Annotated in this window: 20 protein-coding genes; 7 read left to right on the top strand and 13 right to left on the bottom strand. The window is 63.4% G+C overall.

The features are described 5' to 3' along the window. Positions 1-10 precede the first annotated feature (10 nt). The 5 genes from VFF99_RS05940 to VFF99_RS05920 form a co-directional block, all read right to left on the bottom strand. The gene (locus VFF99_RS05940; protein ID WP_325015913.1) at positions 11-1,162 is read right to left on the bottom strand and encodes a hybrid sensor histidine kinase/response regulator; all 1,152 of its coding nucleotides are present in this window, start codon (positions 1,160-1,162) and stop codon (positions 11-13) included. A 3-nt stretch (positions 1,163-1,165) separates the two neighbouring features. Next, positions 1,166-1,756: a chemotaxis protein CheB gene (locus tag VFF99_RS05935; RefSeq protein WP_325015912.1), complete on the bottom strand. Its 591-nt coding sequence runs from the start codon at positions 1,754-1,756 to the stop codon at positions 1,166-1,168. A gap of 11 nt (positions 1,757-1,767) precedes the next feature. Further along, positions 1,768-2,589, bottom strand: coding sequence for a CheR family methyltransferase (locus VFF99_RS05930; RefSeq protein ID WP_325015910.1), 822 nt, complete (start codon positions 2,587-2,589; stop codon positions 1,768-1,770). A gap of 19 nt (positions 2,590-2,608) precedes the next feature. Then, positions 2,609-5,710, bottom strand: a complete 3,102-nt coding sequence (locus VFF99_RS05925) for a response regulator (protein ID WP_325015908.1) — start codon at positions 5,708-5,710, stop codon at positions 2,609-2,611. A 178-nt stretch (positions 5,711-5,888) separates the two neighbouring features. Further along, positions 5,889-6,821, bottom strand: coding sequence for a LysR family transcriptional regulator (locus VFF99_RS05920; protein ID WP_325015907.1), 933 nt, complete (start codon positions 6,819-6,821; stop codon positions 5,889-5,891). Positions 6,822-6,966: 145 nt separating this feature from the next. On the opposite strand from VFF99_RS05920, the gene VFF99_RS05915 reads away from it, so the two are divergent. Beyond that, on the top strand, positions 6,967-7,710 hold the full coding sequence (locus VFF99_RS05915; protein ID WP_325015905.1) for an SDR family oxidoreductase: 744 nt from the start codon (positions 6,967-6,969) through the stop codon (positions 7,708-7,710). A gap of 46 nt (positions 7,711-7,756) precedes the next feature. Further along, complete coding sequence (locus VFF99_RS05910; RefSeq protein ID WP_325015903.1) at positions 7,757-7,972, top strand: 4-oxalocrotonate tautomerase family protein; 216 nt, start codon at positions 7,757-7,759, stop codon at positions 7,970-7,972. An 81-nt stretch (positions 7,973-8,053) separates the two neighbouring features. Here VFF99_RS05910 and VFF99_RS05905 read toward each other — a convergent pair whose 3' ends face one another. The 4 genes from VFF99_RS05905 to VFF99_RS05890 all read right to left on the bottom strand — a co-directional run bounded on the left by VFF99_RS05905 (position 8,054) and on the right by VFF99_RS05890 (position 10,979). Next, on the bottom strand, positions 8,054-8,572 hold the full coding sequence (locus tag VFF99_RS05905) for a thioredoxin family protein (protein WP_325015901.1): 519 nt from the start codon (positions 8,570-8,572) through the stop codon (positions 8,054-8,056). A 1-nt stretch (position 8,573) separates the two neighbouring features. After that, on the bottom strand, positions 8,574-9,290 hold the full coding sequence (locus VFF99_RS05900) for a cytochrome c biogenesis CcdA family protein (protein ID WP_325015899.1): 717 nt from the start codon (positions 9,288-9,290) through the stop codon (positions 8,574-8,576). A gap of 53 nt (positions 9,291-9,343) precedes the next feature. After that, on the bottom strand, positions 9,344-9,745 hold the full coding sequence (locus VFF99_RS05895) for a DUF4148 domain-containing protein (RefSeq protein ID WP_325015897.1): 402 nt from the start codon (positions 9,743-9,745) through the stop codon (positions 9,344-9,346). A gap of 277 nt (positions 9,746-10,022) precedes the next feature. Then, on the bottom strand, positions 10,023-10,979 hold the full coding sequence (locus VFF99_RS05890; RefSeq protein ID WP_325015896.1) for a GlxA family transcriptional regulator: 957 nt from the start codon (positions 10,977-10,979) through the stop codon (positions 10,023-10,025). A 92-nt stretch (positions 10,980-11,071) separates the two neighbouring features. Between VFF99_RS05890 and VFF99_RS05885 the strand changes: the two genes are divergently transcribed. Then, positions 11,072-11,878, top strand: a complete 807-nt coding sequence (locus VFF99_RS05885; RefSeq protein ID WP_325015894.1) for an SDR family oxidoreductase — start codon at positions 11,072-11,074, stop codon at positions 11,876-11,878. A gap of 72 nt (positions 11,879-11,950) precedes the next feature. On the opposite strand, the gene VFF99_RS05880 is transcribed toward VFF99_RS05885, so the two are convergent. Continuing rightward, positions 11,951-12,367, bottom strand: a complete 417-nt coding sequence (locus tag VFF99_RS05880; protein ID WP_325015892.1) for an organic hydroperoxide resistance protein — start codon at positions 12,365-12,367, stop codon at positions 11,951-11,953. A gap of 280 nt (positions 12,368-12,647) precedes the next feature. On the opposite strand from VFF99_RS05880, the gene VFF99_RS05875 reads away from it, so the two are divergent. Genes VFF99_RS05875 through VFF99_RS05860 form a run of 4 tightly spaced genes read left to right on the top strand, consistent with a single transcriptional unit; the run spans position 12,648 to position 15,241 of the window. Further along, the gene (locus VFF99_RS05875) at positions 12,648-13,019 is read left to right on the top strand and encodes a GFA family protein (protein WP_325015890.1); all 372 of its coding nucleotides are present in this window, start codon (positions 12,648-12,650) and stop codon (positions 13,017-13,019) included. Then, positions 13,016-13,138, top strand: coding sequence for a hypothetical protein (locus VFF99_RS05870; protein WP_325015888.1), 123 nt, complete (start codon positions 13,016-13,018; stop codon positions 13,136-13,138). The genes VFF99_RS05875 and VFF99_RS05870 overlap by 4 nt, the downstream gene beginning before the upstream one ends. Before the next feature lie 7 nt (positions 13,139-13,145). Beyond that, positions 13,146-13,886 (top strand): response regulator, encoded by a 741-nt coding sequence (locus VFF99_RS05865; RefSeq protein ID WP_325015886.1) that lies wholly within the window; start codon positions 13,146-13,148, stop codon positions 13,884-13,886. Further along, the gene (locus tag VFF99_RS05860) at positions 13,883-15,241 is read left to right on the top strand and encodes a HAMP domain-containing sensor histidine kinase (RefSeq protein WP_325015884.1); all 1,359 of its coding nucleotides are present in this window, start codon (positions 13,883-13,885) and stop codon (positions 15,239-15,241) included. Before VFF99_RS05865 ends, VFF99_RS05860 begins: the two co-directional genes overlap by 4 nt. 28 nt (positions 15,242-15,269) lie before the next feature. Here the strand turns inward: VFF99_RS05860 and moaA are convergent, their stop codons facing one another. The 3 genes from moaA to VFF99_RS05845 all read right to left on the bottom strand — a co-directional run. Further along, positions 15,270-16,253, bottom strand: a complete 984-nt coding sequence (gene moaA, locus VFF99_RS05855; RefSeq protein WP_325015883.1) for a GTP 3',8-cyclase MoaA — start codon at positions 16,251-16,253, stop codon at positions 15,270-15,272. Between the two features lie 13 nt (positions 16,254-16,266). Then, entirely contained in the window at positions 16,267-16,482 is a 216-nt protein-coding gene (gene tatA, locus VFF99_RS05850; protein ID WP_325015881.1) for a Sec-independent protein translocase subunit TatA, read from the bottom strand. A gap of 197 nt (positions 16,483-16,679) precedes the next feature. After that, on the bottom strand, positions 16,680-17,052 hold a 373-nt coding region (locus tag VFF99_RS05845), incomplete at its 5' end, for a NapC/NirT family cytochrome c (protein ID WP_325015879.1).

Here is a 17,052-nt window from a genome sequence, read left to right as displayed (position 1 = left end):
CCCCCTTCCCTCATTGCGGATTGGCAATGCCGGATTTCACGTTCGGTGGAATGCGCGGCAAGGCGACTTCAAATTGCGTTCCTTCACCAACACTGGATTGAACCGTCACGGCGCCGCCATGGGCTTCCGCCAGCCGCTTGACGATATACAGCCCCAGCCCGAGCCCAGACGCGTTCGTGGACGCGCGCTTGCCGCTGCGATATGGCTCGAATATCGTGGTCAGGACGTCGGCTTCGATGCAGCCTTCGTTCCCTACGCGGATGCTTACCCGATCCTGCCTTGACCCGTCGATCGTCACCTCAACCAATGTGCCGGGCGTCCGGTGCAGTAGGGCATTGGCGACGAGGTTGGAAAGTACCTGCGCGATGCGGTGCTTGTCGAAGAGCCCTTCGGCATTGCCCTCGATCGTGAGGCGAACGTCATCCCGCCCATGCTGTGGCGAAGCCGGGTTGGTCAGCTCGCAAATGATCTGTTCGCAGACCGCGCCGTAGTCGCCGTTGGCCAGCTCCAAGGGTATCTCGCCCGAACGCGTCCCGGCGAGGGCGAGCAGCTGCGCGACCATCTTCTCCATGCGCTCGCCGCTTGAGCGAATCCGCGCAGCCGTCGACACAATGTTTGGTTGCGCGGCCGTATGCATGATGACCTCCGCACCTGTCATGACCGCCGCCAGCGGCGTGCGCAAGTCATGCCCCAGCACGGCATTGAACATATCGTTGACATAGATGGCGTGCTTCAGCTCGGCGGCATGCAGCTCGAGTTGCTTGCGCTGGGTGAAGAGCGCGACGAAGACATCGACCTTGCTGCGCAGGACATCGGGCTCGAACGGCTTGTAGAGGAAATCGACGGCCCCCGCCTGGTACCCGCGGAAGGCGCGACTTGCATCGTGCAGCGCGGCTGTGATGAAGATGACTGGAATCGTTCGTGTCCTGGCGTTGCTGCGCATCAGTTCCGCCAGCTCGAAGCCGTCCATGCCGGGCATGTTGACGTCGACCAGCGCCAGTGCGACCTCGTGCTGCAACAGCAGTTCGAGTGCCGCTTCGCCTGACGAGACGCACAGGAGCTCAAGACCGGGGCGTTCCAGCAACGCCTGCATGGCCAGCAGGTTCTTCTCGACGTCGTCGACGACGAGCACTTTCACAGGGTCGGAAAATGCGGGAAGCATGTCTTATCTTTCTTGTTGGGTTGCAATGGCCGCAAGTCCGGCCGCAATTTCGCTCAATGTCAGTACCCGGTCCGCGCCAGCCTGCGCCAGCGCGGCAGCCGGCATGATATCCACTGTTGCCTCGGAAGGATCCTGTACCCATGCGGCGCCGCCGGCTGCGCGCACGGCCCGCAGGCCATCCGCCCCGTCATTGCTCGCGCCGGTCAGGACGATCGCCAGCAGCCGGCTGCAATAGGCGTACGCTGCCGACTCGAAAAGCACATCGATCGACGGCCGTGAATAATGCACGGGCTCGTCCCTGGATAACGCAAGCCGTTTTTCGGGCTCGACCAGGAGGTGATAGTCCGGCACTGCGAGATACACCGTGCCGGCGCGAATCTCTTCCTTGTCGTCTGCCTCCTTGACGGACATCGCGCAGCGCTGCGCCAGCAGGCGCGGCATGATCGATGGCCGGTCCGGGGCCAGGTGCATGACCACGAGCACCGCCGCCTGGAAGTCCGCCGGCAGTGCGCCAAGCACATGCAACAACGCTTCGACGCCGCCGGCGGAGGCGCCGATCACTACTGCATCAATGCTGCTCGTCGTATTGGCCATTGCTCACTACCTCATTCCCGCTGGTAGATTCGTTCATGCGGAACCGCTTCCCTGAAATCCCTTGCATAGTCGGTCAGGCGCAGACTTTCCTTGGTGCCCAGCCCAAGGAATCCGCGGCGCACCAGCGAATCCTTGAACAGGCCGACCGCCCGATTCTGTAATGCGAGATTGAAATAGATGAGAACGTTGCGGCAGGAAATGAAATGCGTCTCCGAGAACACGCTGTCAGTCGCCAGGCTGTGGTCGGCGAACACCACCTTGCGTTTGAGCCGCTGCTGGAACATCGCGCTGCCATAGGCGGCCGTGTAGTAATCGGACAGGCTTCCCTTGCCGCCGGCGGCCTGGTAGCTGGCGCTGAACTGGGCAAGCCGCTCGACCGGATAGACGCCGGCTTCCGCCGTCTTGAGCGCGTCCGGATTGATGTCTGTCGCATAGATCACGCTGCGATCGAGCACGCCCTCTTCTTCCAGGAGAATCGCCATCGACCACACCTCCTCCCCGGTGCTGCAGCCGGCGATCCATACCTTGAACGACGGATAGGTCTGCAGGGCCGGCACGACATGCTCGCGCACGGCGCGGAAATAGCCTGGATCACGGAACATCTCGCTCACCTGCACGGTCAGGAAGCGCAGCATCTGGCTGCAGAGTGCCGGGTCGCGCAAGACCTTGTCCTGCAGCTGCGAGACGGTCGCGCATCCGAACCGGTCCATCGCCAGGCGCACGCGCCGGCGCAGCGAGGCCACGGCGTAGTGCCGGAAATCATGCTGGTACTTGAGATAGATTCCCTCGAGCAGCAGCTTGAGTTCGATATCGAAATCGGGGTCGATGTCCATTGATGTCCATTGATGTCCGTTATGCACGCAGCGAGTGACGCGGCATCCAGACGCGGCACAGGGATACCAGCTGCTCCACGTCGATCGGCTTGGCGATATAGTCGTTGGCGCCTGCCTCCAGGCAGTCGCGGCGGTCGTTCGTCATGGCCTTCGCGGTCAGCGCCACGACAGGAAGGTTCTTGTGCTGTGCCTGCCGGCGGATCTCCCGGATGGCGGACAGGCCATCCATTTCGGGCATCATCACGTCCATCAGCACGAGGTCGATCTCATGCTCGGCCAGCCGTTGCAGCGCCTCCCGGCCATTGCGGGCAATGACAAGCTCGGCGCCCAGCGGCTCGAAAATGCTGGTCAGCGCGTATACGTTGCGAATGTCGTCTTCCGCGATCAGGATCCGTCTGCCCTCGAATGCGGCATCGCGCTGCCGGACACGCAGCAGCATCTCCTGCTGATCCTCCGGCAGCGACGCCTCGACGCGGTGGAGGAACAGCGACACCTCGTCCAGCAGGCGTTCCGGCGACCTGGCGCCCTTGATGATGATCGATTGAGAATACCGTCTCAGCCGCTGTTCCTCATCCCGCGACAAGACTCGCCCGGTGTAGATGATCACCGGCGGGAACCCGTATTTCTGCTCCCTGGCCATTTGATCGAGCACGTCGAAACCGGATTTGTCCGGCAGGTTCAAATCCATCACCATGCAGTCGAAGGTCACGGCGGCGAGCTGTTCCAGCGCTTCCTCTGCGGTGCCGACGCTGACGATATCGGTTCCCTGCGCGCCCAGCATGGCCGCCATGCTGTCGCGCAGAGAGGCGTTGTCTTCGACGATCAGGATCCGGCTGGCCCGGCGCGAGAGCCTTTCCTCGATCCGCTTGATCGAACGCGCGACCTCGTCCCTGGCGACCGGCTTAAGCGTGTAGCCGATGGCTCCCAGCTCCAGCGCAGTTTTCCGGTAGTCATCGACGGAGATCATGTGCACGGGGATATGCCGCGTGGACGACTCGCGCTTGAGGCGTTCGAGCACACTCAGGCCCGAGTAGTCGGGCAGGTGCACGTCCAGCAGGACCGCATCGGGCCGGTACTCTTGCGCAAGCTGGATGGCCGCGTTCGCGGTGGGCGCGTGGAGGCAGTCGAAATGCATTTCACGCACCAGGTCGCAGAGGACGGAGGCGAACTTGTCATCGTCTTCCACGATCAGGATCAGCCTTTCGTGTTGGCGTTCGCCCCGGTCGTCTTGCACGGACGGGCGGGCCTCGTCCGCTTCGGCGACAGCGCCTTCTGCAGCCTGGAGCCGGGCGCGCGGCACGTCATTGGCGGCCGGCAGTTCTGTCACGGTGGCTCGCGGTGACGCTTCGGTGTCGAGCCGGGCCGCAAACTCCAGCGTGAAGGTGCTGCCGATGCCAGGGCTGCTCGTTACTTCTATGTCGCCGTCGAGCAGGCGGGCCAGTTCTCGCGAGATCGACAAGCCCAGGCCCGTGCCGCCGTACGTGCGGCTGATACTGCCGTCGGCCTGCCGGAAGGCTTCGAAGATGACCTGTTGCTGTTCACGTGCGATGCCGATCCCCGTATCCCGGACGGCGAACCGCATCCTGCCCTGGGCTGCCAGGGCGACCTGGAGTTCAACTTCCCCCGTTTCGGTAAATTTGAAAGCGTTCGACAAGAGGTTCTTTACGACCTGCGAAAGCCGCAGTTCGTCCGTCACGATCTCTGCGGGCGCGTCCGCACTGACGGAAATGGAAAAGCCGAGGCCCTTTTGGGACGCCACCGGCTCGAACGCCTGCCGCAGCGACTCGAGGAGCGGCTGCAGGCGGACCGGTTCGGCCTGCACGAGCAGCTGGCCCGCTTCGATCCTGGACAAGTCCAGGATGTCGTTGATCAGGTTGAGCAGGTCGGTGTTGGCCGAATGGATAGTCCGCGCATAGCGGACCTGTTCTTCCGTCAGCGTACCGGTCTTGTTTTCGGCCAGCATGTGCGAAAGAATGAGCGAGCTGTTGAGCGGGGTACGCAGCTCATGCGACATGTTGGCGAGGAATTCGGACTTGTAGCGGTTTGCCCGCTCCAGCTCCGCGGCACTCCTTTCAACCGCTTGCTGGGCCGCGATCAGGTTGCGCTTCTGCTGCTCGAGCAGCTCGTTGCGTTCCTCCAGTTGCACGTTGGCCTGCTCCAGCACACTATGCTGGGTTTCGAGTTCGGCTTGCGCCTCCTGGAGCGCCTTCGCCTGCGCGTTCAGTTCCTCGTTGGTGACCCGCAATTCCTCCTGCTGCGCCTGGAGCTCCTCGCCCTGGCGCTGGCTTTCTTCCAGCAAGTCCTTCAGGTTCTGGCGGTACAGTGCCGAGCGGAGCGCACTGCCGATCTTGTTGGCGACCAGCTCCAGCAACCTGACCTCGTTCTCGAAGCTGTCCTGGCGCAGGAACCCAAACTCGACGACGCCTTCCACGTGGCCTTCGGCCATCAACGGCGCAACGACGACATGCGCGGGCGCGGCGCTCCCGATGGCTGAGCTGATGCGCAGGAAATCGCCCGGCAGGCCGCGCAGCACCACTGCCTTGCCTTCGCGGACGACCTCCCCGGCCGTGCCGCTCCCGGCCGGAATGCGCTCCGCAGCCTGCGACAGATCCAGTGCGTAGGTCGCGGTGCGCTGCAATGCGTCTCCGTCCAGCCGGTAAAGCACCGCCACCTGGGCATCGAAATACCGAGCGAGGGAGTGCAGGATATTTTCGGCGACTTCGCCAACCGTGGGTTCGCCCAGGAGGTGTTTCGCCACTTCGGCGCGTCCGTGCTCGAACCACATGAGTTTTTGCGCCAGCAGGCGCTCCTCGATCACCCAACGGGCGAGGTAGGCCACGCCGAAGACCGGAGGAATCGAAAACAGGCGGTTGATGATAGCCATCTCGGTGTCGACGCCGGGTGGCGACAGGAAATAGCCGAGGATAAGCAAGGGCATCAGCGCCACCGCGACGAGGAGCGGCAACTGCGGACGGGACTGGCGCACGCAGATCGCCACCGGCAGCACGTAAAGCACCCATTCGGAATAGCCGAGTGGCGTGACGGCATCGATGACGAACACCAGGATGGCAAGGCCGACGAGATAGGCGTCGTTGAACGTTGTTTGCTTGAGAACTGGCATGGCGGCTGTGTGTAGGTCCGGAAATCGCTGCATCGCTTCCTGCTTGCGGCCCGAGGCCTATATGCCTGATACGAATCAGTCCTCGGCACTACAAGCAGAAAAGTGAAGCGCGGCAAAACCGGTGTAGTTTACCAGTATGCAAGATTGGCCGGCGTCGTTGCGAGTCGGACGCACGCCGTCAAGGCCTCACATCGCCCGTCTTCCCGATCAAGAACTCCACGAAGGTCCGCACCCGCAACGGAACATGCCGCGCATGCGGATAGATCAGGTAGAACGGACGCGACGTGCCGCCCCATTGCGGCATGAGTTCGACCAGGTCGCCATTCCTGATGTCCTTGTCGACGATAAACCGGTAGGTCTGCGCCAGCCCCGCTCCGCTGCGCGCGAGGGTGACAATGCCAAGGACATCATCCGCGCAGGCGTATGCCCCGCTGGTAAAGACCTCGGCCGCCTTGCCGCTGCCTTCGCCGCCGGCGCGGAAAAGCCAGGGAAGACGACGGCCTGTACTGGGCAGCTCGAATTGAATGCATTCGTGCTTTTGCAGGTCCTCGAGCGTCTTCGGCTTCCCTGCACGCTTCAGGTAGGACGGCGCCGCCACCAGCACCAGCTCGGCGTCTTCCAGCTTGCGGGCAATCATCGTGGAATCGTCGGGCGCGCGCCCGCGGATCGCGAGGTCATATTCCTCGTCCGAGAAATCGATGTTCCGGTTGCTGAGATGGCTCTCCACCCGCACACCGGGGTAACGCTGCCGGAATTCGGGGAGGAGCGGCAAGACCCGGTAATGCCCGTAGGGCGTGGGCATGCTGATCCGCAACACCCCGGCCGGCGCGACCTGGCCGCCTGTCACCTGGCGCTCGGCGTCGACCATTTGCGCAAGCGCCGGGCGGCATTGGTCGAAATAGAGACGGCCGCTGTCGGTCAGCCTGATCTGCCTTGTCGTGCGCACGAACAGCCGAACCCCGAGGCGCTCTTCCAACCTGGCGACGGAACGGCTCACAGCGGCCGGTGTGAGGCCCGCCGCATTGGCTGCCGCAGTAAAACCTCCCAGCTCTGCCGCGAGGCAAAACAGCTCGATGCTGCCGAGCAGGACGTCGTCGAAATGCCGTTTCATCGGATCCGTCCATTCATTACACGGTGTATCAATTCAATTGCGCGGCGCGATGTTTATCGACGCCTGGAGCAAAAGTATAGTCCTCCACATCGGAATGGCATGCAACAGGTGCAGGCACCGAGCGACAACTTTTGAAGAGGCATCAATGAACGCGATTAACAAGACAGTCATCATCACCGGCGCATCCAGCGGCATCGGTTTTGCATTGGCCGAGGAATATTTGAAACGCGGTTATTTCGTCGTGGGCAATGCCCGCACCGCGGAGCGCCTGGAAGAGGCGGCAGCGAAACTCGGCAATTCCTCGCGCTTCCTGCAAGTGCCGGGCGATATCGCCAAACCGGCGACCGCAAGAGCGCTGTTCGAAAAGGCCATCGCCGCCTTCGGCAAGGTCGATATCCTGATCAACAACGCCGGGATCTTTACCGCCAAGCCGGTCACCTGCTACACCGAGGAAGACGTCGACACCATCGTCAACACCAATCTCAAGGGATTCTTCTATCCATCCCAGGAGGCCGCGGCTCACATGGGGACCAGGCGCGAAGGCCATATCGTGACGATCACGGCGAGCGTGGCCATGCAGCCGAACGTGAAGGTCCCTGCCCTCCTGCCCGTCCTGATCAAGGGCGGACTCAATCATGCGACACGCGGCCTGGCACTGGAACTGGCGGCGTCCAACGTCAGGGTCAATGCGGTCGCGCCGGGCATCATCGATACGCCGATGCATGGCACGGACGATGGCACCCGCAAGTTCCTGAAGTCGCTGTCGCCCTCCGGGAGGACCGGTTCGACCAGGGACATCGTCGATGCCGTGCTTTACCTGACCGACGCGCAGTTCACCAGCGGCGCGGTACTCACCGTCGATGGCGGCGCCACGGCCGGCACCTGGTAATCGCGAACCTCACCCCGCTTCACTTTCTTGAAAAGGAAACTTGACCATGCCTTACGTAAACATCCGTGTGACCCGCGAGGGCGTTACCGCCGAACAGAAACAGGAATTGATCGAAGGGGCGACCGATCTGCTGGTACGTGTTCTGAACAAGGATCCGGCGACAACCTTCGTCATCATCGATGAAGTCGATACCGACAACTGGGGAGTGGCCGGCGAGAACACGACGGCGCGGCGCAAGCGCGAATCCACGGTGAACATTTGATGAATGCCGGGATTTCATTCCAGCCTACCAGCTTCATTCCCCAAGCGGTCGGCCGGGATGCAATCCCGGCATTCGTCATTCTCACGCCGGTTCTGCAAGCAAGGCACGTATCGCGGCTTCCGTCTCCTGATATTTGCCTTCGCCGAAATGCTTGTAGACGATCTGCCCTTTCTTGTTGATGAGGTAGGTCGCCGGCCAGTAGCGGTTGTTGTACGCGCTCCAGGTGGCATAGCGGTTGTCCTGCGCCACCGGGTAGCGGATATCGAAACGCTTCAACGCCGAGATGACGTTGGCGGTGGAACGCTCATGGACGTACTCCGGCGTATGCACGCCGACAATGACGAGGCCCTGGTCCTTGTACTTGTCGTGCCAGCTCTTCACGTGCGGCAGGGTGTTGATGCAATTGATGCAGTCGAAGGTCCAGAAGTCGACCAGCACCACCTTCCCGCGCAGCTTTTGCATGGACAGGGGTTCCGAATTCAGCCACTTGTCGATGCCGGAAAATTCCGGCGCCTGCCCCTGACTTTCCAAGGGGGCGGCATGGGCCACGGCGGCGCAGAGAACGGTCGCGGAGAGCAGCGCCTTTAACATTGTTTTCATCTCAAATTCCTTTCAGGTTGGGCAAGTAGTTCGACAGCCAGGCATAAAACAGGACGTCGTAATGGAAGTAGATGGCAACGGCTGTCATCACAATCAATGCGCCGAAAATCTGCTGCAGGCGCTGCGCATGGCGTGCGACCGCACGCACCCGGGTCGTCATGAAGCGGCCGCCGTAGGCGATCGCCAGCATGGGGATCCCTGCTCCTATCGCATAGAGCGTCAGGAGCAGCGCCGACCACGCAACGTCCTGCGCAGTGGCGACCAGCACGAGGATCGAGGCCAGCACCGGGCCGGCGCAAGGTGTCCAGACGGCGCCAAGGGACATGCCGAGGACGAAGCCTCCAAGGTGTCCGGAGCCGGCGCCGGCCGCACCTGAACCGATCCGGTCCAGAGGTTCCCTAACACGCGCCATCACCCAGTCGTACGGCCTCCGCCACAGCATCGCCATGCCGGACAACCCGAGCAGGACGAGCGCCGCAAGGCGCGCCGCCTCGCTCGCCGCCACTGCCGATTGCGAGACGGTGGCCAGTAACATGCCGAGCGCCGTGAACGACAGTACGAAGCCCAGCACGATGAAAAGCGGGCGGCTGCGGCGGGAATCACCGGCGCCGGTCACTGCGTTGCCCAGCACGATAGGCAGGATCGGGAGGATGCAGGGCGAGGCAATGGTGAACACGCCGGCGAGCAGGGCCAGGGGCGCTTCGATCAAATTGGTCATGGTGCGCTCAGGTCGGTTGGAATGGTTCGTTGCGGCAGCCGCGGTGCATCAGTTCAGGAACCGGAGTACCGGGTGTCGACCGTGCCGAAGGGATGCGCCTTGAGGTGCTGTTCCAGCTCGGCGCGCACCTCCGCGCGCGTGCGCGGCGTGCCTGCCGGCGGCAGCGGCGGATAGTTGAGGTCGCTTACGTAGTAGGTGCCGTCGGCCTGTGCCTGCTTCAGTTCGGCGAGGACTTCGGCGCGGCTCTTTGGCGTGCCGACCTGTTTGATGATCGGGTAGTCCGCATCCGATACGCGGTAGGTGCCGTCGGCTTGCGCCTGCTTCAGTTCGGCAATGACTTCGGCACGCGTGCGCGTCGAGACAAAGTTCACGCCGGGCTCGACGAACTCCTGCGCAAATGCGGCGCCGTTGGCGGCAAGGACGGCGAAGGCGGCGATGAGGTGTTTGGCATTCATTTGGGTTCTCCAATTCAGGTGACAGGTAGGGCCGGGGTTCATAGCGGTAGTGCCCGGCCGGCGCCAGCCTCATGGGCCGGCAGCTGGAATGGAGTATGCGCAGCGGCTGTATCCCGAATATGTCTCGGCAAGCGGCTTTTTGTATGACGCCGTACCACTGACGTGGCCGGATACATGGCAGATACAGAGAATCGACGGGGGGTGTTTCCGTCCGGATGCGCCCGTCGCGCAGCAGGCGGGATGGAGTGAAGGATGGGTTGGTGCAGCGGGCGCGGAGTCAGGCGGCCGCGTCCTGACGGGCAGCCCGCCGGACGGCCTGCGGCGGCTGTCCGTAGGCCCGCAGGAACGCCCGCCGCATGCGTTCGGGATCGTCGAAGCCCGTCTCGCGCGCAACCACGTCGATGGGATGCGTGCCTTCCTCGATCATCGCGCGCGCCGCCTCTACGCGCAGCACTTCGACGGCGCGTGCCGGCGACTGCCCCGTCTCGATGCGGAAACTGCGGCTGAATTGCCGCCGGCTGAGGTTGGCGACGTCGGCCAGCTCGTCCACCGACAGCGGCTTGCGGAGATTGCTCTTCGCATAGCTCAACGCACTCTGGATACGATCCGATTTCGGCTCCAGTTCCAGCAGCGCCGAGAACTGCGACTGTCCGCCGCTGCGGCGGTGATACACCACCATCTTGCGCGCGATCTGCCGCGACATCTCCACGCCGTGATCCGCCTCCACCAGGGCCAGGCACAGGTCGATGCATGCCGTCATCCCCGCCGATGTCCAGACACCGCCGTCATTGATGAAGATGCGGTCTTCCTCGACCTTGATTTTCGGATACCGGCGCTGCAATTCCCGCCCCAGGCACCAATGCGTGGTGGCGCGGCGCCCGTCGAGAATGCCGGCTTCCGCCAGGCAGAGCGCCCCGGTGCAAATGCTCGCGGTACGCCGCGACGCCTTGCTGGCTGCCTGGAGAAAGTTCAGGAAGCCCGGGCTGGATGCGCGCGGCTCGAGCGCGCCGACGACCATCACGGTATCGAATGCATGCTCGCCGAAGGCTGTTGTCCCGACAGGCACACCGGAGGAGCTCGTCACAAGGCCGCCGTGTTCGGACAGCAGCGTCACCTCGTAGGCCGGGGCCGCACTGTTGCCAACGTAACCGTTGGCGAGCTCGAACACGGTCGTTGCAACAAGATCCAGGATCTGGAAACCGGGAAAAACCAGCAGGCCGATGTGTCGCTTCATGATGTCCCAAACTGAGGTAAATACGTCCTATGGGCCTTAATCTAGGCCTCTACACTGCATCTGTCAAACCAACAGATGAAAGGAAACTGCTCATGACAACCCAGCAATCCAAGGGCACGGCGCTCATCACCGGCGCCTCGACCGGCATCGGCGCCGTGTATGCGGACCGCCTCGCGCGCCGTGGCTTCGACCTGATCCTGGTCGCGCGCGACCAGCAAAAACTTGACGCGCTTGCAGCCCGCCTGCGCAAGGAAACGGGCCGCGCGGTCAGTACCCTCAAGGCGGACCTGACGGTCGCGGCGGACCTGCGGACGGTCGAGCGGCGCCTGGCGGAAGACAGCCGCATCACCATGCTGGTCAACAATGCAGGCGTGGGTGCCACTGCGCCTCTGCTGGAATCCAAAGTGGAAGACCTGGACCGCATGATTTCCCTGAACGTGATCGCCCTCACCCGCCTGACGCACGCGGCGGCGCCCGGCTTTGCCGCCCGCGGCAATGCCACCATCATCAACATCGCCTCCATCGTGGCGATCGCTCCGGAAGTCCTGAACGGGAGTTATGGCGGCAGCAAGGCTTACGTCCTGGCGCTGACCCAGTCGATGCACAAGGAACTGGGCGACAAGATCCGCGTTCAGGCGGTGCTGCCCGGCGCCACCAGCACCGCGTTCTGGGACGTCGCCGGCACGCCGGTGCAGTACCTGCCCCAGGAAATCGTGATGACGGCGGAAGACATGGTCGATGCCGCGCTCGCGGGGCTGGACCAGGGGGAAGTGGTCACCATTCCGTCGCTGCCGGACCTTGCCGAGTGGGAGCGCTTCAACGCGGCGCGCATGGAAATGGCGACAAGGCTGTCGCGCAACACGCCGGCGGCGCGCTATTTGACGGAAAAAGTGCAGTAACAGACGAGGAATGAATGAGGCGGACGGCCGGTACGAACAATACGTGCCGGCCTTCCGTCTTTTTTCGCTACATCAGACGAGAGTGATCGTCACGTCGACATTGCCGCGGGTTGCCTTGGAATACGGGCATGTCCGGTGCGCCTCGTTCACCAGCGCTTGCGCGATTTCGGGTGCCAGCCCCGGCGCACTGACGTAAAGGCGCGCCTGCAGGAAGTAAGCGCCGTCGGCGGTTCCCAGGTCCACTTCCGCGGCGACGGCGAGGTCCGGCGGGAGTACGGCTTCCATCCGGGCGGCGGCAAGATGCATTGCGCCAATGAAACAAGCCGACCAGCCGGCGCCGAACAACTGTTCCGGATTGGTGCCGCCGCCCTTGGTACCCGGCGAGGACAGCTTGATATCGAGCCGGCCGTCGTTGCTGCGGGAGGCGCCTTCACGGCCGCCTGTGGTGCGGGTTTTCCCGGTGTACAGTACATGTTCGAGTTTGGTCATCGAGGACTCCTTGATAAGGTGATAATTAAGACCGTCTCTTGATCGCTTCCGGATTCCTCGGGATGCAGGACAAGTTCAGGTAAAGCATGATGAAGCGCGGCGCCGCATTGCACGGCCGCCCCGCTCATCGACAGAGTAGGTCCGGCTTGTATCTCGGCTGTGTATTGCCGGACGGCTTTTTGTACCCGCAGGTGTCTGGCGCCGGGCGGATACATTGAGACACAAAGCCGGCTGCCGCTTCGGCTATAAAGAGCGGACATTGACCATCAAGGAGCTCACTATGCCCGCCGACGTACTGCATGGATCCTGCCATTGCGGGGCTGTCAAGTTTGAAGTCAGGACGGCCGTCACACCGGCCGCGCGCTGCAACTGCAGCCTGTGCCGCCGCAAGGGCGCATTGATGACGCCGCCCTTCGCCGCGGCCGAACTGAAGATCCTCAGCGGCGAGGAGGCATTGACGCTCTATCAGTTCAATACCCGTACCGCAAAGCATTATTTCTGCCGCCACTGCGGCATCTATCCGTTCCACCAGACCCGCAAGGATCCCGCCCTCTGGCGTGCCAACATCGGGTGCCTGGACGGGGTGGACCCGTATGCGCTGGAGGCAAGCTTGAGCGACGGCGCGAGCCTGTCGGTGGTGGAGGATGCATGAGGCGCCTGTTTGCCATCATTGCTTTTTTTGCCGGCACGGCAGCGGCGGAAATGGTGCAGCCGGTGCATTGCTCCTTGCTGCATACCGCTCGCGTGCGCATGAATCACCGCAAGGAATGAGCCCACCATGGAAAAAATCGACCACGTCCTGATCGTCGATGATGACCGCGGCATCCGTGAACTGCTCGCGGCCTATCTCGAAAAGAACGGGCTGCAAGCCTCGCTGGCTGCCAACGGCCGCGAAATGCGCGCCGCGCTCGAGCGCAGCACGCCCGACCTGATCGTGCTGGACCTGATGCTGCCGGGAGAAGACGGCCTGACGCTGTGCCGGGAACTGCGGGCCTCGAAGTACCGCACCCTGCCGGTCGTGATGCTGACCGCGCGCGACGAAGAGGCGGACCGCATCCTGGGCCTGGAAATGGGCGCCGACGATTACCTGCCCAAGCCGTTCGCCGTACGGGAACTGCTGGCGCGCATCCGCGCGGTATTGCGGCGGACCCGGATGCTGCCGCCGAACATGCAGGTGACCGAAGCCGCGAAGATGCTCGCCTTCGGCGACTGGCGGCTCGACACCGCGGCACGCCACCTGCTCGAGCCGGACGGGACCATGGTCGCCCTGAGCGGTGCGGAATACCGCCTGCTGCGCGTATTCCTCGACCATCCGCAGCGCCTGCTGACGCGCGACCAGCTGCTCAACCTGACCCAAGGCCGTCAGGCAGACGCTTTCGACCGCTCGATCGACCTGCTGGTCAGCCGCCTGCGCCAGCGCCTGGCCGATACCGCGCGCGAGCCGCGCTACATCAAGACGATGCGCAGCGAAGGCTACGTGTTCTCGGCGGCGGTGACCGTGATCGAAGGCGCGCAATGAACCCGAAGTCGCTGCTGCGCTGGCCGCGCACCTTGTTTGCCAGGCTCACCGTCATCCTGTGCGTCGGCCTGGCCCTGGCCCAGGGGCTGTCGTTCTGGGTCACGATGATGGAACGCGAACAGGCCACGACCAACCTGATGATCGGCTATATCGAGCGCGAGGTGGCCAGCTCGGTTGCCCTGCTCGATCGATTGCCGGCCGCCGAGCGTCCGCAGTGGCTGCCCCGTCTGGCGCGCCGCAGCTACGAGTTCATCCTCGGCCCGGGCATGACCGGCAGTCCGCCCGATGCCCGCCTGTCGGCCCTGGTCGCCGCATCGATCGCCGACGGCGTCGGGACAAACTATCCGCTCACCGTCAATGCCATCCCGGGCGAGCGGGAGCGCATGCAAGTCCACCTCCAACTGAGCGACGGGTCCCCGCTGACGATCGACGTGCGCCCCATGCCGGGGGCCCCGATGTCGGGCTGGCTCCCGATGGCACTCGTGCTGCAACTGGCGGTGCTGGCCCTCTGCTGCTGGCTCGCCGTGCGGCAGGCGACTCAACCGCTGCACCGGCTGGCGCAAGCCGCCGACGCGCTGGGGCCGTCGCTGAAATCGGAGCGTCTTCCGGAAGACGGCCCGTCGGAAGTCGCGCGCGCGTCGCGCGCCTTCAACGCCATGCAGGAACGGATCGCACTCTTCATGGCCGAGCGCATCCAGGTGCTGGCGGCAATCTCGCACGACTTGCAGACACCGATCACGCGCATGCGCCTGCGGCTCGACGTGATGGACGACAACCCGCAGCACGCGCGCATGCTGCAAGACCTGCAGGAAATGGAATCGCTGGTGAAAGAAGGCGTCACTTACGCCCGTACCCTGCACGGCGCGGCGGAAGTGCCGTGCAGGATCGACCCTGATGCCCTGCTGGACAGCCTGGTCTTCGACTACGTGGATGCGGGGCAAGACGTTTCCCTCGAGGGCAGGATCGGTACGCCGCTCGTCACGCGTCCCCAGGCGCTGCGCCGCATCCTGGGCAACCTAGTCGACAATGCATTGAAGTTCGCCGGGGCCGCGGAAATCGTGGTGGCGCCACGCCTGGACGGCGAGATAAGGATTTCCGTGCTCGACCGCGGGCCCGGCATACCCGCGCACTTGCTGGAATCCGTATTCGAACCGTTCTACCGGGTAGAGGCATCGCGTAACCGCCATACCGGCGGGACCGGGCTGGGCCTGGCGATTACGCGTCAGCTCGCGCTGGCGATGGACGCGTCCGTTTCACTGCACAACCGCGCCGGCGGCGGGCTGGAAGCCAGGCTGACACTGAAAAACCTGGACCAGACGCACCCGTCATGCGCTGGACGCGAACCGATAGGTTGATGGAGTTGGAGCAACAGCCGGTGAAGCCTCACCCGCCCGTCTTCGACATCGGCCTCACCAGCTTCATCGGCTTTTCCCCGAACTCGTGCCTGTGCGGCTTGCGCAGCAAGGCTGCGTCGATCGCGGCGATCACCTCTTCGTCGCTGGCACCGCCACGCAGCAATGCACGCAGGTCGAGCTGGTCTTCCTGGCCCAGGCATAGGTGCAGCACGCCGTCGACCGTCAGACGCACGCGGTTGCAGGTCTCGCAGAAGTGCTGGGACAGCGGCGTGATGAAGCCGATGCTGAAATCTCCGGACGGACTGACCAGGTAGCGCGCCGGGCCGCCTCCGGCGACGACGCCGTCGATCAGGCCGTAACGCTCCCGCAACGCCGCGATTGTCGGCTGCAGGCTGGCATGGCCGGCAGCCCGGCCGGTGCCGCCCATGGGCATGGTTTCGATCAGCCGGAGGATGAAGCCGTGCGCGCGGCAAAAATCGATCATCGCATCGAGTTCGGCAGCGCTGGTTTCCGGCAGCCAGACCATATTGATCTTGATCTTGCCGAATCCGAGTGCAGCAGCCTTCTCCAGGCCAAGGACGACCTGCTTGAGCACATCGCGGCGCACGAGGGAAGCAAAGCGCTCGCGGTCGAGGGTATCCAGGCTGACATTGAGACGGTCCACGCCCGCATCCTTGAGCGCCTGGGCCCTTTTGAGAAGCTGGGTACCGTTGGTGCTGATGGACAAGTCCGCCATGCCGGGCAGCCGCTTGATGCGTGCCGCCAGGTCGGCGATGCCGCCGCGCAGCAAAGGCTCGCCTCCCGTCAGCCGCACCTTGCCCAGACCGCGTGAAGCGAAAATCCGCAGGATGCGCTCGATTTCATCGAAGCGCAGCCAGTGCGCAGGCTCCTCGTAATCGCGGAAGTGCTCCGGCATGCAGTAGCTGCAACGCAGGTCACACCTGTCGGTGACGGAAATGCGCAGGTAGTCGATGCGACGGCCGAAACCGTCGACCCATCCTTGATGCGGCACCTTGTCGTCCCCGTTACGCGTTGTTCCCGTTTGCCGGGGCGGATTTTTCCTGACGGGCCTGGCCGTCGCTTGCCGCCGCCTGGTCGCTGTCGGCGCCCTTGACGCCGTCATTGAAACCCTTGATTGCCTTGCCGAGATCGCTGCCGATGGAGCCGATCTTTTTCGTGCCGAATACCAGCATGATGATGGCCAGCACGATCAGCCAGTGCGCAATGCTCATTGAGCCCATTTCAGTTTCCTTTTCTCTTGCGTTTGTTCATCGCGGGAGCGCTGGTGGGTTTCGCTGCGCTTTACCCACGCTACGATTCTTTATCGAGGGGCGCATGGTGGGTTTCGCTTCGCTCTACCCACCCTACCATCCTTTATAAAGAACCGTAGGGTGGGTAGAGCGTAGCGAAACCCACCGCGCCCCATTCCGCCCAACCGCTACTTCACATCCGCCATATCAGGCAATTGATGCGCAATCCCCTTGTGGCAGTCGATGCAGGTCTTCTCGCCGCTGCCGAGATAGGTCGAATGCGCTTCCGAGGCACGCTTGCTCTGCTTCGTGAAGTCCATCGACTCGAACTGGTGGCAGTTGCGGCATTCCAGCGAGTTGTTCGCCTTCAGCCTGTTCCACTCGTTCGTCGCCAGCTGCAGCCGGTGACCCTCGAACTTTTCACGCGTGTCGATGGTGCCGAAGATCTTGCCCCACACTTCCTTCGACGCCTGCATCTTGCGCGCGATCTTGTCGGTCCAGTTGTGCGGCACGTGGCAGTCCGAGCAGATGGCGCGCACGCCGCTGCGGTTGCTGTAGTGG

Origin of the sequence: Noviherbaspirillum sp. (genome assembly GCF_035654295.1) — a bacterium.
Lineage (GTDB): Bacteria > Pseudomonadota > Gammaproteobacteria > Burkholderiales > Burkholderiaceae_D > Noviherbaspirillum.
Note: the sequence above shows the minus strand (reverse complement) of the source record. Positions and strands in the feature narration are given on the sequence as shown.